The organism is Parvularcula oceani (genome assembly GCF_000733125.1).
Classification (GTDB): domain Bacteria; phylum Pseudomonadota; class Alphaproteobacteria; order Caulobacterales; family Parvularculaceae; genus Parvularcula; species Parvularcula oceani.
Window position 1 is genome coordinate 242,411 of the sequence record NZ_JPHU01000003.1, and the last position, 21,755, is coordinate 264,165.

Here is a 21,755-nt window from a genome sequence, read left to right on the forward strand (position 1 = left end):
GCGTCAAGAAACTGTTAAGGAAACCACATAGGCGCAGGGCGTAACCTGAGGGAGATCCCCATGCGCCGCGCACTTCTCTTGTCGACTTTCCTGCCTGCCTTCCTTCTGGCCACGCCGGCCCATGCCGAATGCGAAGAGGATGGCTCCGCCATCGTCTGCACCGGTACGGATACGGACGGGTTCGAGACCGATGCCGACGGCGCGATCCTCTCGGTGGTCCCCGCCGCCACGGTCTCCGCCGAGGAGGATGCCGTCGTGCTCGAGGGCATGGACTCCCGCGTCGAGAACCAGGGCCTGATCGAGGCGGGCGAGGATGGCGTCGTGCTCGGCGCGGGCGGCACGCTCGTCAATGACGGCACCATCACGGCCGCAGACGACGCCGTGGACGGCGACGAGCTCGACGACATCACCGTCGTCAATTTCGGCGCGATCGAAGGCGGCGACGGCGACGGCAATCGGGGCGTCGTGCTCGGCACCGGCAATCGGGGCACGCTCGAGAACTACGGCTCGATCACCGCTTACGACGAAGTCTTCGAAGCGGGCGACGATGCGCTCGTCACCAATGAAGAGGGCGCGCTGATCGCCTCTGGCGGAGAGGACGGCGTCCAGGTCCAGCTCAACGGCGATATCGCGAATTACGGCACGATCTATGGCGGCCTGATCAATGGCGACGGCATCGACATCGACAGCGGCACGATCTTCAACGCGCAAAGCGGCCTCATCGAATCGCGCGCCCGGGGCCTGACCGCAACCGAAGACGGCGCCGAAGCCGGCATCGATGTCGACGAGGGCGAAGGCAGCGTCGAGATCGTCAATGACGGCACGATCCGCGGCGAGATCGGCATTCTCGAGGATCGCGGAAACACGGGCGGCCACGTCGTCTCCAATGCCGGACTGATCGCCGGCACGGGCGGCATCGGCATCGATTTCGACCGGGGCGACGACATCGTCGACCTCCTCTCCGGCGGCACGATCGAAGGAGACGTGCTGCTCGGCGAAGGATCCGACATGTTCGCGATCGAAGGCGGCGCGGTCATGGACGGATCGGTGTCCCTCGGCGCGGGCGATGACGACGTCTATCTGGACGGCCTCTTCGGCGCATTTGTCGGCGGCACGGAGAGCACGCTGTTCGATGGCGGGGAAGGCGAGGACCTGATCGGCTTCGACCTCGCCACCACGCTCGGCGACATCGTCGGCATCGCCATGTCAGAAGCCTTCGCGGATGCGACCGAGCTGACCTTCCGCAATACCGACGGCTCGACGAGCATCATCGTCTTCACGGGGTTCGAGCTCTTCGACATCGAAGGCGAGCTCTATTCTCTGAACGAGCTTGCCGAAGCGATCCCGCTTCCGGGCGCCCTGCCCCTCTTCGCCTCCGCCCTCGGCCTCGGCGGCCTCCTCCGCCGCCGCGCCCGCCGCAGCTAAGAAAGACTGCAAAGATTCAGGGCCTCGCGGACATCCTTCCGCGGGGCTCTTTTGTTTTCACTATATGCGAAATACTTGCGCTTCTTGCTGATTTTACTTCTCTCTTATTCGTTCAACTGTCACACAATGGCACTATCACGGCCGCGTCACCAAACCCCGGGAGACCATCCGTGCACAAAACGATCCTTACGCTGGGGGCGAGCCTCCTCGCCTTCACCGCGACCGCCGGCGCTCAGGACGCGCCCGATCTCGCAGACGCCCGTCAGCAGTCAGAATATTGGGACCTGGCGCAGGATGCGCTCGCAGCGAACCGCGCCAAGCGGCCGATCTACGGCACCGCGAAGAACGTGATCCTCTTCGTCGGCGACGGCATGGGCCCGACGACGGTGACCGCAGGCCGGATCTATGAAGGCCAGCGTGACGGCGACGACCTGCCCGGCGTGCGCAATATCCTCGACTTCGAGACCCTGCCCCATGTCGCGCTGTCCAAGACCTACAACACCAATGTCCAGGTTCCCACAGCGCCGGCACGATGACCGCCATGGTCACGGGGGTGAAGACGAAGCAGGGCCTCATCAACTATCTGCCGATCACGACGCGCGGCGACTGCACGGCACCGGAAGAGAACAAGCTCACGCCGATCTTCGGCCTGGCCGAGGCCGCGGGATTGTCCACCGGCGTCATCTCGACCGCGCGCATCACCCATGCGACGCCCGCCGCGACCTATGCCCAGGTCGTCGAACGCAATTTTGAGAATGACGGCGACATCAATCTGGACGGCCTGCCTGGCGGCACGGACTGCCCGGACATCGCCTCGCAGCTGATCGACTTTCCCTGGGGTGACGGCATCGAGCTGGCCCCCGGCGGGGGCCGCCGCAACTTCCTCACCTCCGGGCAGGAAGGTCCCGAAGGCGATTCGGGCCGCCGTGTGAACCGCGACCTGACCGCCGAGTGGGAAGCGAAATCGCCCAACCACTACTCCGTCTTCACCAAGGGCGAATTCGAGGCGCTGCCGGCGGATGCGAAGGTGCTGGGCCTCTTCGAGTCGAGCCATCTGCAATACGAGCTCGACCGCGACGACAGCGCGGGCGGCGAGCCGAGCCTCGCCGAGATGACGTCCTACGCCATCGACAACCTCTCTCAGAACCGCGACGGCTACATGCTGGTCGTCGAAGCAGGCCGGATCGACCACGCCCACCACGGCGTCAACGCCGCCCGGGCGCTCGGCGATACCGAGGCCTTCGACGACGGGATCGAAGCGGCGCTCGCCAAGGTCGACCTGAACGACACGCTGGTCATCGTGACTGCCGACCACGGCCACGTCTTCACCATGGCCGGCTATCCGACGCTCGACAACGACATACTCGGCATGGCCGACACGGTCGATGCGGCGGGAGAGCCGCTGCCGGGTCCGGTTCTGGCCGCGGACGGCAAGCCCTATACCACCCTCGCCTATGCGAATGGCGGCTCCTCGCCCTTCTTCGACACGCCGACCGTCCGCCCCGATCCGCGCGATGCGGGCGTTCCGGTCACGGACAAGAACTACAACCAGACCGCTCTCGTCCCGGCCGGCTCGGAGACGCATGGCGGGCAGGATGTCGCGATCTATGCGGGCGGGCCGAAGGCCTATCTCTTCGACGGCACGGTCGAGCAGAACTACATCTACCACGTGATGAACGAGTCGCTCGCGCTCGATCGCAAGGTCGAGACGGCGGAACGCCTGCGCCGCGCCCGCGACGCCGGTCGCCGCAACTCGGCCCGCGAGAGCCGCGGCCGCCGCTGAAGCGGGCTCGGGACGAAAGCGAAGGGGCGGCGCATCCGCCGCCCCTTCATGCGTGGCCGGACCTTTTCTTCAGGCGGTCAGAACGTGAAGGAGAGCCGCGCCGTCGCGCTCAGCCGGTCGATATCCTCCCGCTCCGCCTGGCCGCTGACGCCGAAGGCGAGGCCGATGCCGCCGACGGGCTCGAACGACACGCCGCCCTCGAAGCCGACATAGCTGTCATCGGCCGTATAGGCGCCGGTGGTGAAGCTGACCGGCGCCCCCTCGGGCGTCACCGTGATCAGCCGCTCGTCGTCATCGCCCAGGTTTTCGAAATAGGCGACGCGGAGATAGGGCTCTACGCCCAGAAGGCCGCCCCGCGCCTCGATCCCCGCATAGCCGCGCGTCGCCGAGAAATCCGTATCGGAAAAGGCGATGGCGGTCGCGGTGCCGCTTTCCTCCGCATAGCCGTCCATCTGCACATCGACATAGGAGATACCGACCAGCGGCGAGACCGATATGGCGAGATCGACGAGGGCGAATGCCGCTTCCGCCGAGCCGCCGAACAGCTCCGCCTGCGTATCGCCCATCTCGAAGCGGGTGAGGTCGTCGGTCAGCGCGACCGCGCGCGTGACCTCGTCGAACTGCATCTCGCCATAGGTGGCCTGCCCCCGCAGGCGCAGCCCGCCGAGCTTGCCGCGCATGTAGAGCGTGCCGGTCAGGCTCTCGCTGTCATAGCCGCCGCGTCCCTGACCGAAGCTGCCATCGCCGAGGCCGTAGGAGACGAAGAGCCCCGTCCCGAGGCTCGTAAAGCCCAGCACCGCCTCCTTCTCCGCCTCGATCCCGGCACGGAAGGTCCAGCTGTCGTCCTCGAGGCCGACGCGCTGCTGGTCCCCGGCGATCTCGAAGCTGCCATAGCTGACCCCGCCGATCAGGCGCAGAAGGCCCGGCGCGCCTTCCGCGCTGGCGAGGGTTTCCGCCGCCGACGCGGTGCGCAGCAGCTCCGCCTCGCCCACATAGGCGAGCTGGCCGATCTGCGCGGGCGCCAGCACGGCGGCGAGCGCCATGTTTCCCTGGATCGCCTGCGCCCGGCCCGCCGGGTGGACGCTGTCGGCGAGCAGATAGGTCTCGTTCGCATCCGCGGTGACGTAATCGCCCGGCAGGCAGCTGAGCGAGCTCGACGTCGTGCAGGCGGGATCGGTCAGATTGGTGAAGCCGAAAGCGGCGGGATCCGCGGCGATCTCGCCATAGAGGCCGTCCACGTCGAGAAAGAGCGCGTTTGTGCCCTGTTCTGCCAGCGCCGCCTCGAAGGGCTGATTGAAGAGGTCGAGCGTCTGGACATTGGCGAGGACGAGCGTGCCCGCGCCCGCATCGACCACGCGCTGGGCCAGCGCCGCGAGGTCGCGGCCGGCCTGATCGATGTCGGCCAGCGTCGCATCCCCTCTTTGCAGCGCGAAGATGTCGTTGCCTCCGCCTTGCAGGGTGACGATGTCGGTGGCCGAGAAGGTTCCGCCGCCTGCGAGATAGCCGTCGATCTGCGCGGCGATATTGGTCTGGGTGAAGAGGCCCGGCGGCTGTGGCGTTGCGACGCGCGCGCCGCCCTCGGCGAAGTTGAGGCCGCCCTGCGAAGCGGGATCGAGCGTCAGGCCGAGCCCCCCGGCCAGCACCTCGACCCAGACGGGATCGGGATTGGTCGTGAAGCTGCCTGCGCCCGGGGGCACGAAGGCCGCATAGGCGCCGCCATCGGACAGGCTGTCGCCGAAGGTGATCTGCCGGTCGAAACCGGCCGTCTGCGCCGCCGCGGGCATGATAGGCGCCAGAAGCGCCGCCGCCCCGGTGAGCGCCAGCCTCACCGCGAAATCCTTCTTCTTGTCGTTCCTCACGTCCCGTTCCTCCCTGACCGGCGCGTTTGTCGTTCTTGGACGCCGGTATTGCGGCGACTGTGAGGATAGGAGCGAGGAATCGTCAAGGTTGTGAGGAGGCTGCGCGATTCGCCGCAGACTGCGCTTGCCCTGCGCCCGCACTCTCGGACAGGTTGCAGCCCGGGCAGCGAGGATTCGTCATGGTCAGCCGCGTTACAACCTTCGCCTTCGAGGGCGTGGAGGCGAAGCCCGTCTCTGTCCAATGCCAGCTTTCGGGCGGCAATCCCGCCTTCTTCATCGTCGGCCTGCCCGACAAGTCCGTCTCGGAATCGCGCGAGCGCATTCACGCCGCCTTCTCCGCCATCGGCCTCGGCCTGCCGCCCAAGAGGATCACGGTGAACCTCGCGCCCGCCGATCTGCGCAAGGAGGGCAGCCATTTCGACCTGCCGATCGCGGTGGCGCTGATGGTCGAGATGGGCGCGATGCCCGCCGATGCGGCCGAAGGCTATGCGGTCATCGGAGAGCTCGGCCTCGACGGCACGATCGAGCCGACGGCGGGCGCCCTTCCCGCGGCCGTTGCCGCCAACGGCCTCGACCTCGGCCTGATCTGCGCAGAAGGGTCCGGCGCGGAGGCCGCATGGGCGGGCGACGGCGCGGCAGTGCTGGCCCCGAAATCGCTGATCCAGCTCGCCAACCACTTCAAGGGGACGCAGGTCCTCTCCCCGCCCGAGCCCGGAGAGCTCGCCTCCGGCGCGAACGTGCCGGACCTGTCCGAGGTGAAGGGGCAGGAGACCGCCAAGCGCGCGCTCGAAGTCGCCGCGGCGGGCGGGCACAACCTCCTGATGACCGGCCCGCCCGGATCGGGAAAGTCCATGATGGCCGCCCGCCTGCCGGGCCTCCTGCCGCCGCTCACGCCGCGGGAGATGCTCGAGGTGTCGATGATCCAGTCCGTGGCCGGCCTGATCGAGGAAGGGCGGCTGAGCCGCGCCCGCCCCTTCCGCGCGCCGCACCATTCCGCCTCCATGGCGGCCATGGTCGGCGGCGGCATGCGGGCCAAGCCCGGCGAAGCGAGCCTCGCGCATAGAGGCGTCCTCTTCCTCGACGAGCTGCCGGAGTTCTCCGGCATTATGGAGCAAACTCACCAAATAAGGTGATTAGCTAGGCGGCGGCCTTTTCGCGCTTACGCGGTCCGCCCCCCAGCAATCCAAACCATGATCTCGGAGAATGGAAGCGAACGACGACCGTCGATTTGCCGCTGTGCCGAGCGTAGATCTCAACTTCAGCGCCCTGCTTTTCATAAACACGCCTGATGCCTTCGGCGGCTTTCGCTGAAACGTTGGTAAATACCTTCTTTTTCACCTCACCCTCCCCTGACAACATGCTGAACAAAACGCAAACGTTCATCGGCGAATTCTGTCGCTGTTAGAAAATCGTCTATAGAATGGCCTTTGTCAAGGTTGGCTTCCATCCAGTCAACGAGCCGTGAATAATTCCCCTCAATAGAAAGAAATTCAAATATAGTCTCTATTATGTCTGATTCATGCCCGAATAGATCAGGCTCTGCATGGTCATCTTCATCGTCCCCAAGGTCGTATTGCGAGTCCCCGGACTTCATCCTGAAGCCTCCGGCCTCAATGTCGTCCGTCTCGAGCCGTCTGGCTATCGTGCCCGCTGCAGATTGAACTTCCTTCCGCAGGAGTGAGGCAAAAAGGATGAGAGTCACCGGCCAGGCGAGGTGGCCAACAATCTCACTCCATTCTTCGGTCGGGGCCGGGATTGCGCGCAATACATCCCCAAGCGCCGTTGCATGCTCAAGAAGCGTCATAAAGAGGTATTATTTCTCCCGGCCCAGGGCGTCCGGGGGCGCCACACCCAGCACGTCGAGGCACTGAAGCAGGAAAGCGGCGGAGAAGCTGCCCCGGCTTATCTTGTTGGCGAGCCCGCCTTCGCTGATTCGCACGCCGAGCGCGGCCAGCCCTTCGGTCAGCGCCTTCATGTCGGCGTCCCGCTCCTTCATCGCGGCTCTTATCGTCGCCTTGGCCCGCTCCTCATATTCTTGAAGCACAGGATCGTCCTTGCGCTTGGAGGGCGCGGGCGGCTTGCTGCGCTTCGACGCGGTCGCGGTGCTCATGCCGGTGTACCTTTTCTCACCTTCTTTGGTGAGATAGCACTTGACGCGGCCTAGGTCTAACCGTATCTGGTTATCACCAAATATGGTGATTGGTTATGGCTCAACACTTCCTGCTCTCCCCCGCCGCGAAGACCCTCTCGCTGATCAAGGTGCTCCGCATGTCCGACGCGGAAGCGGCCAAGGCGTTCCGGTCGATCCGCTGGGCAGAGACGGACGGCGAGCCGGTTTGCCCCGCCTGCGGCGGCACCGAGCACTATGACCTCAAGAGCCGCCCGGTTTGGAAGTGCAAGGCCTGCACGAAGCAGTTCAGCCTGACCTCAGGCACCATCTTCCACAGCCGCAAGCTCAGCCTGCGCGATATTCTCGGCGCCATCGCGATCTTCACCAACGGCGCCAAGGGCTACAGCGCCCTTCAGCTCTCCCGCGACCTCGGTTGCGACTATAAGGCCGCCTTCGTGCTCCTGCACAAGCTGCGCGAGTCCATAAAGCTGGCCCGCCAGGAAGGCGCCCTCAAAGGCAACGTGGAAGTCGATGGCGCCTATTTCGGCGGCTATGTGAAGCCTGCGAACAAGCGCGAGGACCGGAAGGACCGCCGCAAGAAGGTCCACCAGAACGGCAAGCGTCAGGTCGTCATCGCCGTGCGCGAGCGCGGCGGCCGCACCGTCACGCATGTCGGCAAGGCCGAAGCCGAAGGTGTCGCCATCGCTCGCGCCAATGTCGCGAAGGATGCCACTGTCCACGCGGACGAAGCCTCGCACTGGGACAAGCTGGCGGCCTACTTCCCGATAAAGCGGATCAACCACCAGAAGGCCTACTCGGCGGACGGCGCCTGCACCAACCAAGCCGAGAGCTTCTTCAGCCGTCTGCGCCGCGCCGAGGTCGGGACGCACCACCACATCGCTGGCGACTATCTCAGCGCCTACGCCGACGAAATGGCGTGGCGCGAGGACGCGCGCCGCCAATCCAACGGCAACCAGTTCGCCATGCTCGTGAGTGCTGCGGCGGTAGCGCCGAAGTCGGCGGCGTGGTGCGGGTACTGGCAACGGAGAGCCTAGCCTTCGAGTATCTTCACCCCGCCAAGTTCCGACGCCGCGGCTTCGGACCATACCCAATCATTGGCAATCATGCCCTTTCCTAGTGGGATGGCGCCGTAGGCCGCCTCTGCCACATCCGGCCTGACAGCAGCGATTTTTACCTCATCCGCGGAGGAAGGATGATAATATTTCGTCAGCTCATAGGCCTCGTCCTCAGTCCCGACATTCACAACAATTGGCGGCATAAGGTAGTCAGGATCGCGAAGGCGTATTTTAACAACATAGTAGGCCATTACTGTGCCTCCGTATCGTTGTGACGCTTCCACTCGCGTTTCAGGAAGATCTGCAAGTAGGCATCAAGCTCCTCCAAGCCATCCCTAGAGAGGCCTTCTGGAAAGACGATCGACACGTCACCTTCTGACAGCGGGAACACCGCGCGACGGCTTCCTGCTTTCGGTGTGGCGTCCTCTGCGGGCAGAGGCATCGTTGGCGGTTGAGACCTCTCGGCGGCGGCCGGTGTCGCGATAGACAATTCAGACATGGGAACACCTGTCTCACTGTCCTCGACGAAGACCCAAGCCTTGTCATCAGAAATGGCCCGGACCCGTCGAGGCGGGTTGAACTGCGCGACGCCGTTAGGTTCCCACTGAACGTAAGCACCTATAGAGAGGTCGCGGTCAGGGGCCGCTCTGGCCTCCGACGGGTGCAAATCTGCCTCCGGCCTGGAGGTGTTTCCACCACTGTCCATCGCGTTCTCTTGCTGCAAAAATGCTTGTGTGTCGCGGTAAGCGGCAACAGCGGGGCCGATTGCCCGGTCAAGAAACTCCGCACGAAGAAGATATGTGCGCAGGGCGTCGTCTGACGGCTGGCCGTCGGGAAACCGTTGCGCAATCATCTTGAACAATGGCGGATGACTGGCCGCCTTTCGAAGGGCTTCCCGGCGCTGCTCTTCGTTCTCTGGAATGATGATGTCCTGCGCGAGCGCAGATACGCGGACCTCCCCCTTCGCGACTCTTTCGAGCAGTCCATATTGCATCACGCTGCTCATGGCCTTGTCGGAAGTCCCGGTCAGCCCGCTGTACCCCATGTGCTTCGCGACCACCTCCCGATCTACCGGATTGCTGCGGTCGGCCGAGAACACCGCTGATGCTGCCTCGATTGCTTTTCGCAGGGGTAGGTTCGGGTATTTCGGGCTTCTGCCACGGGCCATGTTTTTACTCGCTTCCTGACGTCAACCGCGGAGTTAGCGGAAATGGCGCAGTGGCGCAATCAGCAAAAACGGCGGAAGGGGTTGCGGCGCTGGAGGAGTCGCATGTAAAGAGACCCAGCGCGAAACGAATCGCGCTGGGTATCAGTAAGGAGGAAGATTGCGATGCCCATAACTAAGGCCGCGACATGGCAGGGTCTCTACACCCCACCATGTTGGCAGCGCCGTAGGGCGTGAAGGGAGGGGGCAGGCTGGTATCCTGTCCCCGACCTCGCCCGACGCCTATCGAGCTGCGATGGTCGCAGCCCGTAACCCGTGACCGCTTGGCGGACACATAAGCAATACGGTTCTCCACCTTTCCGGAGAATCCGTCAACCGCCGAGTGGTTGCGCAGCGTGCAGAAAGGCACGTTATGCAAGACCAGAAACTCACGCCGGAAATGGTGCCGGTGATTAAGAAGGCCCTGAGCGAAGGCTATAACTACGCACGTATCACGTCGTATTTTGGCCTGAACTTTGGGCGTGTTGCGGACGTGAAGTCAGGACGTAAGTTCTCGGCAATACCGCCCGCGAATGATCTGCCGGACGACTTTCCTCCCGCAGCGTGAGAAGACAGGGGCGCCCCGCGGGGCGCCCCATTTCTTATCCGCTCTCGCGTACCTGCCACAGCTTGTAAGGCCCATGCGCGTCGTGATCGGTTGTCATGCCGACGCCTTCGACCAGCCCTTGCTCCTTGCAGGCCTTGATGCAGGCGCCGATGCGCTTCCGGAGTGTGGTGAGCGTCGCGTCGTCGGCGGCTAGGCCGCGATCCTTCGCCCAAGCCTCGGTGATCTGGCGGGACGTGAGCGGCCCGTCCGCTTCTCGGAACTGCGCGAGCACGAAGCGCTTCACCTGCCCCTTCTCGGCCCGGTACTTCGTCACGTACTCCTTTATGGCGTAGGTGTCGGCGTTCGGATCGAACAGGCGAATGCAGGCGTCCAGGTGGTCTATGTCCACCGTGAGCTTCTTTATCTCGGCCTTGTAGCGGTCGCGGAGGTCGCACAGCTCCTTATGCTTGGCGACCAGACCGGAGACGGTGTTGGGGCGTTCATAGGTCATGCCCCAAGCTACTCACCATTGATGGTTATGTCATCACCTTATCTGGTGAGTTTGCTCCATAATGCCGGAGTTCTCGGGCCAGGTGCTCGACAGCCTGCGCCAGCCGCTGGAGACGGGAGACGTCATGATCGCGAGGGCCAATGCGCATGTGCGTTACCCCGCCCGCTTCCAGCTCGTCGCCGCGATGAACCCCTGCCGCTGCGGTCACGGAAAGGCGTCGGGACGCGCCTGCGGCCAGGGCAGGGACTGCGAGGCGAAATACCAGTCGCGCGTTTCGGGTCCCTTCCTCGACCGCATGGACATCGCGATCGACACCCCGCCGGTCAGCGCGCTCGACCTCGCCCGTCCGGCCGATGGCGAGGGCACGGCGGTCGTGGCCGCGCGCGTGGCGGCGGCGAGGGCGGCCCAAGAAGAGCGCTCGGCGGAAGAGCGGCTGGCCCCGCTCAATTCGGCGCTGGGCGAGACCGAGCTGGCGCGCGTCGCCCAGCCCGACGAAGACGGAACCGCCCTGCTCGTGCGCGCCTGCGAGACCCTGTCGCTTTCGGCCCGCGCCTATACCCGCACCTTGCGGGTCGCGCGGACCCTCGCCGATCTGGACGGCGTCGATGCGGTCCGCCGGCGCCACATCGCGGAGGCCATCAGCTTCCGCCGGCGCGAGCCCGGCGTGCCCTCGCCGGGCCAAGGCCAGAGCCTATCGGTCTGAAACTTTTCACAGAAGCGTCAGAGGGCGGCCCTGCAACGGAATAGCAAGCCTTCCGGGGCACAGTGCACGGCGAAGCGCACGGTAGCCCATGACACCTTCTCAAGACCTCCTCGACCGGCTGTCTCTCTTCGCGGTGCTGACCGACGAGGCCGGCCTCGTCGTGCGCACGAACGCCTGCATGGAGGAACTGGACCGGGATCTGCTCGGCAAGCCGTTCCACGAATCCGCGATGCCGCAGGGCTTCTCGCCCATGCGCCAGAAGGCCGGCGATGACGGCCGGTTCACCACGGCGATCGAGCTCGAAGAAGGCCGGCGCCTCATCGAATGGCGGCCCTCGGAGATCGATACCGGCACGCTGTGGCTGGGCCTCGATGTCACGCGGGACCGGGAGAGCTGGCAGCACCTCAAGACGCTGGCCAAGACGGCGGCCGATGCCTCCGAAAGCAAGATGCGCTTCCTGGCCACCATGAGCCACGAGATGCGCACGCCGCTCAACGGCATTCTCGGCATGACGGGCCTCCTGCTCGATACAGGTCTCGACCCCAATCAGAAAGCCTATGCGGAAGCCGTGCGCGAAAGCGGCTCGGCCCTGCTGGGGCTCATCAACGACATTCTCGACTACTCAAAGATCGAGGCGAGCAAGTTCGAGCTCGACGATCACCCCTTCGATCCGGCCGCCCTCGTCCAGTCCGTGACCGAACTCTTGTCTCCGCGCGCGGCGCACAAGGATCTCGAAATCGCCTCTTTCGTCTCGCCAAAGGTGCCCGCCCGCCTGCGCGGCGACGAAGGCCGCCTGCGCCAGGTGCTGCTGAACCTTGCGGGCAATGGCGTGAAATTCACCGAGGAAGGCGGCGTCATCATCGAGCTGCACGGCGACACCCTGCCCGATGGCCGGACCGCGATGCGGTTCGTGGTGCGCGATTCGGGCATCGGCATCACCGAGGCCGCCGCCCAGAAGATCTTCGAGGAGTTCGCGCAGGCCGACGAGACCCGCGCGCGGCAATATGAGGGCACCGGCCTCGGCCTGACGATCGCGCAGCGCATTGTCGGGGCCATGGGCGGGCGGATCACCGTGGACAGCCGCGTCGGCGAAGGCAGCGAGTTCACCTTCACCGTTCCGCTCGAAGCCGTCAGCGCAGAGCCGGGCGGCACCTTCACCGCGCCCGAGAACAGCGTCGTCGTCGCGACCGCATCGCCCATCCTGCGCCGGGCCCTCGCCCTCAAGCTCGACGCGCTGCGCGTGAGGCGGACGGTCTTCGTCGAGACGGCCGAAGAGGCCGCCGCCGCGCTCGCCCGCGAGGGCCGGGCGACCCTCCTCTGCGACCTGCCGATCGCGGCAGCCGCCGGCCAGAAGCTGACCAAGGCCGCCGACCATGCGCTCGTCCTCCTGTCGCCGCTGGCGCGCGGCCGGCTCGAGGCCTTCAAGCGCGCGGGCTTCGACGGCTATCTGATCAAGCCGATCCGCCAGGCCAGCCTGGCCGAACGGCTGGTGACCAAGGGCGAGGAACTGAAACCGCAGCAGCGGCTCGACGCCGCCGGACTGGCGCCCAAGCGGCAGGGCGCGAAGCGCCGGGTCCTTCTGGCGGAGGACAATCAGATCAATGCGGTTCTCGCGACCGCGATCATCAAGCGTGCGGGCCACCACGTCGACGTCGCCGGAAATGGCCAGGAAGCGCTCGAGACCCTGTCGCAGGCGCCCTATGACATCGTCCTGATGGACATGCACATGCCGGTCATGGACGGGCTCGAGGCGACGCGCCGCCTGCGCGACCTGCCGGACCCGGCCAGCGCCCGCCTGCCGGTCATCGCGCTGACGGCGAATGCCATGCGGGCCGACCGCGAGACCTGCCTCGAAGCGGGCATGAACGACTTCCTCTCCAAGCCCTTCGACCCGAGCGACCTCCTCTCGATGATCGAACGCTGGACGGGCGAGGCGCAAGGCGAGACGCAGGAAGCGAGCTGACGCCCCGCGCGCTCACAGCGCCGCGCTGAGTTCCAGGGTCAGCGCATCGAGGACGAGGCGCCCCTCGGCCGTGGCGGCGAGCCGCCCCTCCTCCAGCACCAGGAACCCGTCTCGCAGAAGAGGCGCTGCCGCCTGCCGGACGAGCGGCGCGGCATCGCCGAGCTCGGCCAGGGGCAGGCCAGCGGCGGGACGCAGGCCGCCCGCGATCCTCTCGGTGAGCCAGTCCTCGCGCGACAGCGGCTCTTCGGCGAGGCGCTCCTCGGGCGCGGCGGCGAGATAGCGCGCTGGCGAACGCTGCCCTTCCGTCGCGATCCGCCTCCCCTCGGTCGTCAGCCGCCCATGCGCGCCGGGCCCTATGGCGAGCCAGTCGGCATCGGCCCAGTAAAGAGCATTGTGCACGGCCTCATGGCCGGGTGCCGCATGGCTCGACACTTCGTAGAGCGGCAGGCCCGCCGCCCGCGTCACCGCATCCGTCAAGGCGTAGCTGTCCGCGCTCAGCCCCTCCGGCGCGGGCTGCCAGCGCCCCCGCTCCACGGCGCGGCCGAAGGCCGTGCCGGGCTCCACGGTGAGCTGGTAGAGCGAGAGATGAAGGATGCCGGTCGAGAGCGCCGTCTTCAGCTCCGCCTCCCATTCCGCGAGGCCCTGGCCGGGGCGGGCATAGATGAGATCGAAGGTGGACCGCTCGAACCCGCCCAGCATGAGGTCGATCGCCCGGCGCGCCTGCTCCGCATCGTGATCCCGGCCAAGAAAGGCCAGCGCCTCGTTCTGGAAACTCTGCACGCCGAGCGACAGCCGGGTGACGCCCGCCGCCTGCCACGCCGCGATCGCGGCGGGCGCGACGTCGTTCGGATTGGCTTCGAGGGTCACCTCGGCGCCGGGGAGAAGCCCGAATGTCTCGTCCGCCGCCTCGATCAGCGCCCCCAGCACGGAATGCGGCATCAGGCTCGGCGTGCCGCCGCCGACATAGAGGCTGACGAGCGGGCGTGGGCCGTGGCGGTCGCGCAGATAGGCAAGGTCGGCGAGGAAAGCCGCCGCCCACGCGGCCTCGCCCACGTCCCGGGCCAGCCGGACATTGAAGTCGCAATAGGGGCAGATCCGCGCGCAATACGGCCAGTGGACGTAGAGGCCGGTCGGGCGGCTCATCGCGCGGCGAAGACTCTGTCCATCATCGCCGCCATGGCGCGCGAGCGGTGCGAGTGGGCCCGCTTCTCCCCGGGAGTCATCTCCGCGAAGCTGCGCGCCTCGCCTTCGGGCACGAATATGGGATCGTAACCGAAGCCGCTCTCCCCGCGCGGCGGAAAGACGAGGCGGCCCGCAGCCTCGCCGCGCGCCAACTCGACATGGCCGTCAGGCCAGGCGAGCGCGAGCACGCAGACGAATCGCGCAGCCGGATCCTGTTCTCCGAGCTCCCGCTCCACCCGGGCGATGGCGGGCGCATGGTCGCCGTCCGCCGCCGCCCAGCGGGCCGAATAGACGCCCGGCGCGCCGCCCAGAGCGTCGACCGACAGCCCGCTATCGTCGGCCAGAGCGGGCAGGCCGGTCTCCCCGACCGCAGCGCGCGCCTTGAGCGCTGCATTTTCTTCGAAGGTCGCGCCGGTCTCTTCGGGCGCTGTCAGTCCGGCTTCGCCCGCGGACAAGACGCTGATTCCAAGAGGCGAAAGCAGCGCCCTCAGCTCGGCCAGCTTGCCCTGATTGTGGCTGGCGAGGACCAGCCGGTCGCCGTCGAAGCTGCGCGAATCGAAATTTTTCACAACGCCCTCTTGTATCGAAAAACGGCAAACTCATATCGAATAACGACGAGGCCTTGTCGATCCTGTCACCCGAACCGAAAGAAAGTCCGATCCATGTCCCTCAGCAAACTGCCCGCCCTCGTCATGTCCAGCGTGCCCAACATCGCCGCCGCCGTGGCCACCGTCTTCATCGCCGTCGGCGTGCTCGGCGCCATGAACGACCTGACGCTGATCGTCTAGCCTTGGCCCCCGCAACAGACCGGGCCGTGCACCGCCTTGGCAACAAGGCCTTGTAACGGCCCGGCACTTCCGCAACACATTTGGTGTTACGGGAAGGAAAGGAACCGCTCACGACCGTGGCCATCAACGTCCAACTCGACCGCATGCTGCAGGAACGGCGCATGTCCCTCACCGAGCTCTCGGATGCGGTCGGCGTGACCATTGCCAATCTGTCGATCCTCAAGACCGGCAAGGCGAAGGCCGTGCGGTTCACCACCCTCGAGAAGATCTGCCGCGCGCTGGACTGCCAGCCGGGCGACATCCTCGTCTTCGACGACGAGTGACCCTTCCGGCGCCGCTGGCCTTCGGCGCCCTTTCCCTGTACAGGCCCCCGCTCGCGAAACCGGATGAGAGACCTTATGTTCCGCTTCGCAAGTTTCGCCGCAACGTGATTTCCGGGGGCCGCCCGTGCCGACACTTCTCGACCGCGCGCCGCAGCGCGCCGCCGCCAAGCCGACCCTGATCGGGCTGACCCGGCCCGAGTTGGCCGCGCGCCTCGCCGAGGACCTGAACCTTGATCCCAAGAAGGCCAAGATGCGCGCATCCCAGGTCTGGGGCTGGCTCTACAATCACGGCGCCACGGATTTCGAGGCGATGACCAATATCGCCAAGCCGATGCGCGAGGCGATGGCGCGGGCCTATGACCTGTCGCGGCCCGAAATGGTCGAGCGGCATGTCTCCAATGACGGCACGCGCAAATACCTTCTGCGCTTCGGGCCCGGCATCGAGGCGGAGGCCGTGTTCATTCCCGGCGTCGGCCGGGCGGGCGCGCTCTGCGTGTCGAGCCAGGTGGGCTGCACGCTGAACTGCACCTTCTGCCATACCGGCACACAGAACCTCGTGCGCAATCTGACCGCGGCCGAGATCGTGGGCCAGGTCCTGGCCTGCAAGGACGACATCGAGGAATGGCCCTCGGGCCGCGACGACCGCAAGCTGTCCAATATCGTCTTCATGGGCATGGGAGAGCCGCTCTACGCATTGGACAGCGTGGCGAGCGCCATCGACATCATCTCGGACGGCCAAGGCATCTCGATCTCGCGCCGCCGGATCACGGTTTCGACCTCGGGCGTCGTCAGCCAGATGGACGCGCTCGGGGAGCGGACCGACGCCATGCTGGCGATCAGCCTGCATGCGACGAATGACGAACTCCGCGACGAGCTGGTGCCGATCAACAAGAAATGGCCGATCGCCGAGCTTCTCGATGCCTGCCGCCGCTATCCCGGCACCTCGAACGCGAAACGGATCACCTTCGAATATGTCATGCTGAAGGGCGTGAACGATTCGGATGCCGAAGCGCGCGAGCTTGTCCGCCTGCTGAAGGGCATCCCGGCCAAGATCAACCTCATTCCCTTCAACCCCTGGCCCGGCAGCCCCTATGAATGCTCGGACTGGGAGCGGATCGAGGGCTTCGCCGAGATCATCAACCGGGCGGGCTATGCCTCGCCCATCCGCACCCCGCGCGGGCGCGATGTCGGCGCCGCCTGCGGGCAGCTCAAGACCGAGAGCGTCAAGCGCCGGGCGAGCGATCTGCGCCGCGAGCGGGTTGCGGCGGGCTAGCCGCCACCCCGCGCACGCTGCGCCAGCCCCAGACGGACAAGACGAACCACGCCACTTCGAGCCCGAAGACCGGCCAGTTGCCGTCGATTGCCAGGATCGGAATGAGCGCGAGCGCGGCGAGGGCATTGAGCCCGAGGAAGTCCCTGCGCACGATGCGTCCGGCCGAGAAGAGCAGATAGGACAGCGAAAAGGTCAGCGTGCCGGCCCAGCCGAGCGCCTCTGCGCCCAGGAGCGGCGCGAAGGGAGCAGCCGCGATGCCGGCCGCCCCCAAGGCCGCCAGCGGCGGCAGGAGCCATTTCGGCCGAAGGGGAAGCGCCGGGCCGTCATCGAGGCCCAAGATCCCGTAGAGGCTGAGCACGGTCCAGAAGGCGTTGGTGCCGACCGCCTGCCACGACGCCTCGATCGCGGAGGTGAAGGTCAGGGCCGCCGCCGCGATGAGGTTCAGGACGTAATAGCGCCTGTCCGCCGCCCCGCCAGCGCGCGAGAGGAGGCCGTGATTGACGAGATAGAGAAGCGTGCCCGCCCAGCCGATGAGATCCAGCATCACTGGCCGAGCGCGATGTGCATGTTCTTGACCAGGAGCTCGCGGCCCGCCGCGGGCCCGTCGAGGACGAGGACAAGGCTTTCATCCGTCATGGTGCGGTAGAGCCGCGCGCCGGTGCCGGGCCTTTCCGCGCTGCAGCTCCAGGCCAGGATCATGAGGCTGGTCCCCGGCGGCAGGGGGAACTTCCCCCCCTCCTGCCGCCGCTCGGGCGGGGTTTCGACGCAAGCCCCCTTCCCCGCTTCGCCCGGCAGCCGTCCGAGCGCGATCGGATAGCCTTCGGCAGGAATGATCCGCCCGCGGTCCCGTTCGCGGTCGGGCAGCGGGGCGGGCAGGGTCTCGCCCGGAATGAGGAGGCCGGCCTCGAGGAGCCGGGCCTGCGCGGCATCGAACCGCGCCATCAGCGCTTCGCCCGCAGGGGTGCGCGGCGCGATCGCGTGGAGCGGAGTCTCGTCCTGGACGTCCGGCACGGCCTGCACCAGTTTCTCGTAGGCGCTGAATTCCCGCGCGAGGCTCGCCCGCGCCACGGGAGCGGCCATGGGCACGGCATCGACCTCGCCCGCGAGAAGCGCGGCGAGCGCGTCACGGTCGCTGGCGAAGGCGGCGGCCTCCGCGTCCTGCGCCGCGATCAGCGCGTCGATCGTCGGCCCATAGGCATAGCCCGCCACCCGGCCGAGGCGCAGCGTGCCCGCCGCCTCCCGCTCCAAGAACGCCGCAGGCGACAGGAAGCGGCGGTTCAGATAGACCCGGCTGCGCATGGACAGGATCGGTTCTTCCGAGAACAGCACTTCGCGCTCGCGCGCATCGGTCGGGATATAGGGATAGGCCAGAGGCACCCGCCCCTCGCGCACGAGGCGGTAGGTGTAGGCGAAGTCGAAACGCCTGATCTCGGGCTCCATGCCCATCTCCGTCGCCACGAGGCGCATCACGCGGGTCGCCGCGCCGCTCTCCTCGCCTTGCGGATTGACGAATGGCCGCCAGCTGTCCGTATAGACCGCCAGCGCCTCCTGCGCGGCGGCCGGCGCGGCGAGGAGCCCGCCCAACAGAAGGAGGAGAGCGCTAGCGGCGCGTCTTCCAGTAGACATAGATCAGTCCCAGGATGGTCACGAGGGCGAGGCCGGACCCGAACATGGTGTCGGCGTCCACGCCTGCGAAGAAGGAGAGGATGTCCGACACCCGCTCGTCATTATAGCCGAGCGCGGGCCGGGTCAGCATCTCGCGGCTGAACTCGGTCAGGTAGAGCGACAGCTCCAGGACCGCGATGAGGCCGATGCCGACGAGGATGAGGTCGGTGACGAGGCTGCCGCGCTCGGCGCGCTGGGCCTGGATCTCGTCGATGCGGGCGGATGCGAGGGCGACCATGCGTTCGCCGAGCGTCATCAGGCGGGAGAAGCCCCACCCGTCCATGATGTCTTCGAGCAGCCGCAGCTTTTCGCGGTTCATATAGCCTTGGAGCGTTTCGTACTGGATGCGGAGCATCTGCATCCGGGCCCGCCCCGCGCGCAGCTCTTCGGCGGCCTCGCGGATCTTCGGCGAGTGGAGGTTGACCGACAGGGTCTCGCGCAGCGTCTTGTTCAGCCGGTCCTGCGCCGTCCACACCGCCTGCGAGATGCGCATGACCGAGGTGAGCTGCTCGAAGCGCTCCTCGCTCGTCCGTACCACGACATAGTTGAGCCAGGTCATGGAGTGGTCGCAGCGCCCGCTGAGGACGGCCTCGGCGTCCTCCGGCCGGATCGTGTGGCGCAGCCAGTCCTCGACGAAGGCTTCCACCGCCGGGTCCTTGCGGTCGGCATCGGTCAGGATGGCGGCGCGCGAGATCCAGTTGCCCGTGCTCAGGCGGTCCCGAGGCTCGTCGCGCAGCAGGTCCCGGGGCAGCCTGGCCGCCAGGTCGAGGAGCAGCGCATGCAGCCTCTCTTCATGCGCGGCCAGGACGGCGCGGGTGCGGCGCTGCACCTCCTGCTCCAGATGCTCCGCATCGGGCGGGCCTTCGATATCCAGCACCGTCTCGGCGATGGTCACGCCCGTCTGATAGATGTGATAGCAGATCGCCGCCTCGCCCTCTTTCGCGGGCGGCGTCCAGACGGCGAGGCGCAGGTCGTAGCCGTCTTCGGACAGGTCCTCGAACTCCGCCGCCGCGAGCGCTGCGCGGTTGGGCACGCGGAAGGTTCCGTCATCCTCCGGCAGCGCGTCGAGAACCCGCCGATAGGACGAGGCGCGCGGATCGCAGCCGACGCGCAAATGCAGCGCGGTCGAGATCGGCGCATAGGTCTGGAACTGCATCCCCCCTCCTTCGCTGGACGGCCCCCCGCCGCCCTAACGCGCGAGGCTTAACCGTGCCTCAAGACGCGGCTCATCCCTCGATCCTCAGCGGGCGGCTCATCAGGTCCGCGATGGCGGCCTCGACCGAGACGTCGCCCGCGACGAGGCCCGCCACCGCCTCGGTGATCGGCATCTCGACATCGCGTTCGCGGGCGAGGCCGAGAAGGACGGGCGCGGTCGCGGCGCCCTCGCTCACCGTCCGGCGCTCGGCGATGATGTCCGCCGCGCTGCGCCCCTGCCCCATCTCGTAGCCGAGCGACATGTTGCGCGACTGGCGCGAGGAGCAGGTCAGAATGAGGTCGCCGAGACCCGACAGCCCCGCCAGCGTCTCGGGCCGCGCGCCCATGCCGAGGGCGAAGCGCCGCGCCTCGGCGAAGCCGCGCGCCATCAGCGCCGCCTTGGCGCTTTCGCCGAGGCCCCGCCCTTCGACCACGCCGCAGGCGATGGCGAGGACGTTCTTGATCGCGCCGCCGAGCTCGGCGCCGAGCACGTCCGGGGAGTAATAGGGCCTGAAGCTTTCGGTCCTGACCGTGCCGAGCCAGCGCGTGCCGCAGCTTTCGTCCTTATCCGCGAGGGTGACGGCGGTCGGAAGGCCGCGCGCCACATCGGCCGCGAAGCTCGGCCCGGAGAGCACCGCGCCCAGGGCTTCGGGCCAAGCCTCGGCCAGGACCTGATGCATGAGGCGGCCCGTGCCCCGCTCGATCCCCTTGCAGCACAGGGCGACGGGCAGGGCCGCGCCGCCCGACGCCTCGCGCAGGCGTTCGAGTTCGCTGCGGGCGGCCTGGGCGGGGACGACGAGCAGCACGCCCTCGGCCTCGCGCACAGCGGCGCGGTCGGTCGTGACCTCGAGGCTGTCCGGCAGCGCGATCTCCGGCAGATAGGCGCTGTTCACCCGGTTCCGGCGCACATCCTCGGCCACCTCTTCGCCCCGCGACCAGAGCACGGTTCTCCGCCCGGCGCGGGCGCAGAGCGCGGCGAGCGCCGTTCCCCACGAGCCGGCACCGGCGACATAGACGCTGCCGAAGGGATCTCTCTCGACGCTCATCTCGAACTCCTCAGGCCTTGGGGCCTTTCTTGCCGCCGCCGATTCCGGCCGTCCGCGCATCGAGCGGCCAGCGCGCGCGGGGCGAGAAGGCGAGCGGCTCTGCCTCGCCGCCGCCGCGGAAGGCGCAGGCGCCCGCCCAGGCGATCATGGCGGCATTGTCGGTGCAATAGCGAAGATGCGGCACGACGAGGCGCCAGCCCTCCTCTGCGGCCAGCGCGCCGAGGCATTCGCGCAGGAGCGTGTTCGCCGCGACGCCGCCGGAGGCGACGAGCCTGTTCGTCCGGCCGCCCACCGCCGTCATCGCGGCGGCGGTGCGCCGGGCGAGGTGATCGACGGCCGCCGCCTGGAAGGAGGCGGCGAGATCCGCCCTGTCGCCTTCGGACAGGGGCGCGGCCTCCTCGGCGGCCTGCCGCACGGCGGTCTTGAGCCCCGAAAAGGAGAAGTCGCAGCCCTTCCGCCCGATCAGCGGCCGGGGCATCGCGAAGCGTGCGGCATCGCCGGTGCGCGCCGCGCGTTCGACGGCAGGCCCGCCCGCGCCGAGGCCCATCAGCTTGGCCGTCTTGTCGAAGGCTTCTCCCGCCGCATCGTCGATCGTGGTGCCCAGTCGCTGGAAAGTGGCTTCGTCCTCGACCAGGACGAGCTGGGTGTGGCCGCCCGAGACGAGGAGCAGGAGGAAGGGAAAGTCGACCGGCTCTTCGAGCGCGACGGACAGGGCATGGCCAGCGAGGTGGTTCACCGGCTGGAGCGGAATGCCGAGGCTGAGAGACAGGCCCTTGGCCACGGTCAGACCGGACATGACGCCGCCGATGAGGCCGGGGCCTGCCGTCGCGGCGAGGAGGCTGAGTTCGTCATAGGCGACGCCCGCCTCGGCCATGGCGCGGTCGATCACGGCGTCGAGCCGGTCGGCATGGGCGCGCGCCGCGATCTCGGGCACGACCCCGCCGAAGGGCGCGTGATCCTCGTCCTGACCCGCCACGACGGAGGACAGCACCTCCGGCCGCTCGCCCGCGCGCAGCACGGCCGCCGCGGTGTCGTCGCAGCTGCTCTCGATTCCGAGCACGAGCATTTCTTGCGCCTTCATGCCGCCCCGCCTAGCACCCCGA

The 21,755-nt window shown here is 67.2% G+C and carries 22 protein-coding genes and 2 pseudogenes; 10 read left to right on the forward strand and 14 right to left on the reverse strand.

Annotated elements, in window-relative coordinates:
• The first annotated feature begins 60 nt into the window (after positions 1-60).
• Both IE88_RS0105410 and IE88_RS16335 read left to right on the forward strand, forming a co-directional pair.
• Positions 61-1,425, forward strand: a complete 1,365-nt coding sequence (locus IE88_RS0105410; RefSeq protein WP_031551285.1) for a hypothetical protein — start codon at positions 61-63, stop codon at positions 1,423-1,425.
• Positions 1,426-1,796: 371 nt separating this feature from the next.
• Positions 1,797-3,208, forward strand: a pseudogene (locus tag IE88_RS16335) (alkaline phosphatase).
• A gap of 77 nt (positions 3,209-3,285) precedes the next feature.
• Here the strand turns inward: IE88_RS16335 and IE88_RS0105420 are convergent.
• Positions 3,286-5,067 carry an autotransporter domain-containing protein gene (locus tag IE88_RS0105420; RefSeq protein WP_031551286.1) on the reverse strand — a complete coding sequence of 594 codons (1,782 nt, stop codon included), beginning with the start codon at positions 5,065-5,067 and terminating at the stop codon, positions 3,286-3,288.
• 179 nt (positions 5,068-5,246) lie between these two features.
• On the opposite strand from IE88_RS0105420, the pseudogene IE88_RS0105425 reads away from it, so the two are divergent.
• A pseudogene (locus tag IE88_RS0105425) lies at positions 5,247-6,167 on the forward strand (YifB family Mg chelatase-like AAA ATPase); the annotation flags it as partial.
• A gap of 37 nt (positions 6,168-6,204) precedes the next feature.
• Here IE88_RS0105425 and IE88_RS18065 read toward each other — a convergent pair.
• Genes IE88_RS18065 through IE88_RS0105435 form a run of 3 tightly spaced genes read right to left on the reverse strand, consistent with a single transcriptional unit; the run spans position 6,205 to position 7,177 of the window.
• Complete coding sequence (locus tag IE88_RS18065; protein WP_156032396.1) at positions 6,205-6,405, reverse strand: hypothetical protein; 201 nt, start codon at positions 6,403-6,405, stop codon at positions 6,205-6,207.
• A gap of 1 nt (position 6,406) precedes the next feature.
• Positions 6,407-6,871, reverse strand: coding sequence for a hypothetical protein (locus tag IE88_RS0105430; protein ID WP_031551288.1), 465 nt, complete (start codon positions 6,869-6,871; stop codon positions 6,407-6,409).
• Positions 6,872-6,880: 9 nt separating this feature from the next.
• Positions 6,881-7,177, reverse strand: a complete 297-nt coding sequence (locus IE88_RS0105435; RefSeq protein WP_031551289.1) for a DUF6471 domain-containing protein — start codon at positions 7,175-7,177, stop codon at positions 6,881-6,883.
• Positions 7,178-7,272: 95 nt separating this feature from the next.
• On the opposite strand from IE88_RS0105435, the gene IE88_RS0105440 reads away from it, so the two are divergent.
• The gene (locus IE88_RS0105440) at positions 7,273-8,232 is read left to right on the forward strand and encodes an IS1595 family transposase (protein WP_031551292.1); all 960 of its coding nucleotides are present in this window, start codon (positions 7,273-7,275) and stop codon (positions 8,230-8,232) included.
• On the opposite strand, the gene IE88_RS0105445 is transcribed toward IE88_RS0105440, so the two are convergent.
• Together IE88_RS0105445 and IE88_RS0105450 are read right to left on the reverse strand one after the other, a co-directional pair.
• Positions 8,229-8,504, reverse strand: a complete 276-nt coding sequence (locus IE88_RS0105445; protein WP_031551295.1) for a hypothetical protein — start codon at positions 8,502-8,504, stop codon at positions 8,229-8,231. The genes IE88_RS0105440 and IE88_RS0105445 overlap by 4 nt on opposite strands.
• Positions 8,504-9,421, reverse strand: coding sequence for a hypothetical protein (locus IE88_RS0105450; RefSeq protein WP_156032398.1), 918 nt, complete (start codon positions 9,419-9,421; stop codon positions 8,504-8,506). Before IE88_RS0105450 ends, IE88_RS0105445 begins: the two co-directional genes overlap by 1 nt.
• A gap of 409 nt (positions 9,422-9,830) precedes the next feature.
• Between IE88_RS0105450 and IE88_RS17790 the strand changes: the two genes are divergently transcribed.
• On the forward strand, positions 9,831-10,025 hold the full coding sequence (locus tag IE88_RS17790) for a hypothetical protein (RefSeq protein WP_081871459.1): 195 nt from the start codon (positions 9,831-9,833) through the stop codon (positions 10,023-10,025).
• A 34-nt stretch (positions 10,026-10,059) separates the two neighbouring features.
• Here the strand turns inward: IE88_RS17790 and IE88_RS0105455 are convergent, their stop codons facing one another.
• Positions 10,060-10,515, reverse strand: a complete 456-nt coding sequence (locus IE88_RS0105455; protein WP_031551301.1) for a hypothetical protein — start codon at positions 10,513-10,515, stop codon at positions 10,060-10,062.
• Positions 10,516-10,576: 61 nt separating this feature from the next.
• Between IE88_RS0105455 and IE88_RS0105460 the strand changes: the two genes are divergently transcribed.
• Both IE88_RS0105460 and IE88_RS0105465 read left to right on the forward strand, forming a co-directional pair.
• On the forward strand, positions 10,577-11,218 hold the full coding sequence (locus IE88_RS0105460) for an ATP-binding protein (protein ID WP_031551305.1): 642 nt from the start codon (positions 10,577-10,579) through the stop codon (positions 11,216-11,218).
• 88 nt (positions 11,219-11,306) lie between these two features.
• The gene (locus IE88_RS0105465) at positions 11,307-13,181 is read left to right on the forward strand and encodes a response regulator (protein WP_051881545.1); all 1,875 of its coding nucleotides are present in this window, start codon (positions 11,307-11,309) and stop codon (positions 13,179-13,181) included.
• Between the two features lie 12 nt (positions 13,182-13,193).
• Here IE88_RS0105465 and hemW read toward each other — a convergent pair whose 3' ends face one another.
• Both hemW and rdgB read right to left on the reverse strand, forming a co-directional pair.
• Positions 13,194-14,324 (reverse strand): radical SAM family heme chaperone HemW, encoded by a 1,131-nt coding sequence (hemW, locus tag IE88_RS0105470; protein ID WP_031551311.1) that lies wholly within the window; start codon positions 14,322-14,324, stop codon positions 13,194-13,196.
• A complete protein-coding gene (gene rdgB, locus IE88_RS0105475; RefSeq protein ID WP_031551314.1) occupies positions 14,321-14,932 on the reverse strand; it encodes an RdgB/HAM1 family non-canonical purine NTP pyrophosphatase in 612 nt (203 codons plus the stop codon). Before rdgB ends, hemW begins: the two co-directional genes overlap by 4 nt.
• 93 nt (positions 14,933-15,025) lie before the next feature.
• On the opposite strand from rdgB, the gene IE88_RS18835 reads away from it, so the two are divergent.
• From IE88_RS18835 to rlmN, 3 genes are all read left to right on the forward strand, one after another.
• Complete coding sequence (locus IE88_RS18835; RefSeq protein WP_272945598.1) at positions 15,026-15,151, forward strand: hypothetical protein; 126 nt, start codon at positions 15,026-15,028, stop codon at positions 15,149-15,151.
• Positions 15,152-15,267: 116 nt separating this feature from the next.
• The gene (locus IE88_RS0105485) at positions 15,268-15,474 is read left to right on the forward strand and encodes a helix-turn-helix domain-containing protein (RefSeq protein ID WP_031551318.1); all 207 of its coding nucleotides are present in this window, start codon (positions 15,268-15,270) and stop codon (positions 15,472-15,474) included.
• Between the two features lie 124 nt (positions 15,475-15,598).
• Positions 15,599-16,747 (forward strand): dual-specificity RNA methyltransferase RlmN, encoded by a 1,149-nt coding sequence (gene rlmN, locus IE88_RS0105490; protein WP_031551321.1) that lies wholly within the window; start codon positions 15,599-15,601, stop codon positions 16,745-16,747.
• On the opposite strand, the gene IE88_RS0105495 is transcribed toward rlmN, so the two are convergent.
• The 5 genes from IE88_RS0105495 to tsaD form a co-directional block, all read right to left on the reverse strand.
• Positions 16,698-17,291, reverse strand: coding sequence for a CBU_0592 family membrane protein (locus IE88_RS0105495; protein WP_031551323.1), 594 nt, complete (start codon positions 17,289-17,291; stop codon positions 16,698-16,700). The genes rlmN and IE88_RS0105495 overlap by 50 nt on opposite strands.
• The gene (locus tag IE88_RS0105500) at positions 17,291-18,373 is read right to left on the reverse strand and encodes a substrate-binding periplasmic protein (RefSeq protein ID WP_081871460.1); all 1,083 of its coding nucleotides are present in this window, start codon (positions 18,371-18,373) and stop codon (positions 17,291-17,293) included. The genes IE88_RS0105495 and IE88_RS0105500 overlap by 1 nt, the downstream gene beginning before the upstream one ends.
• Positions 18,348-19,568, reverse strand: a complete 1,221-nt coding sequence (locus IE88_RS0105505; RefSeq protein WP_031551329.1) for a hypothetical protein — start codon at positions 19,566-19,568, stop codon at positions 18,348-18,350. The genes IE88_RS0105500 and IE88_RS0105505 overlap by 26 nt, the downstream gene beginning before the upstream one ends.
• A gap of 70 nt (positions 19,569-19,638) precedes the next feature.
• Positions 19,639-20,652 (reverse strand): NAD(P)H-dependent glycerol-3-phosphate dehydrogenase, encoded by a 1,014-nt coding sequence (locus IE88_RS0105510; protein ID WP_031551332.1) that lies wholly within the window; start codon positions 20,650-20,652, stop codon positions 19,639-19,641.
• Positions 20,653-20,662: 10 nt separating this feature from the next.
• On the reverse strand, positions 20,663-21,733 hold the full coding sequence (gene tsaD, locus IE88_RS0105515; RefSeq protein ID WP_031551335.1) for a tRNA (adenosine(37)-N6)-threonylcarbamoyltransferase complex transferase subunit TsaD: 1,071 nt from the start codon (positions 21,731-21,733) through the stop codon (positions 20,663-20,665).
• Positions 21,734-21,755 lie beyond the last annotated feature (22 nt).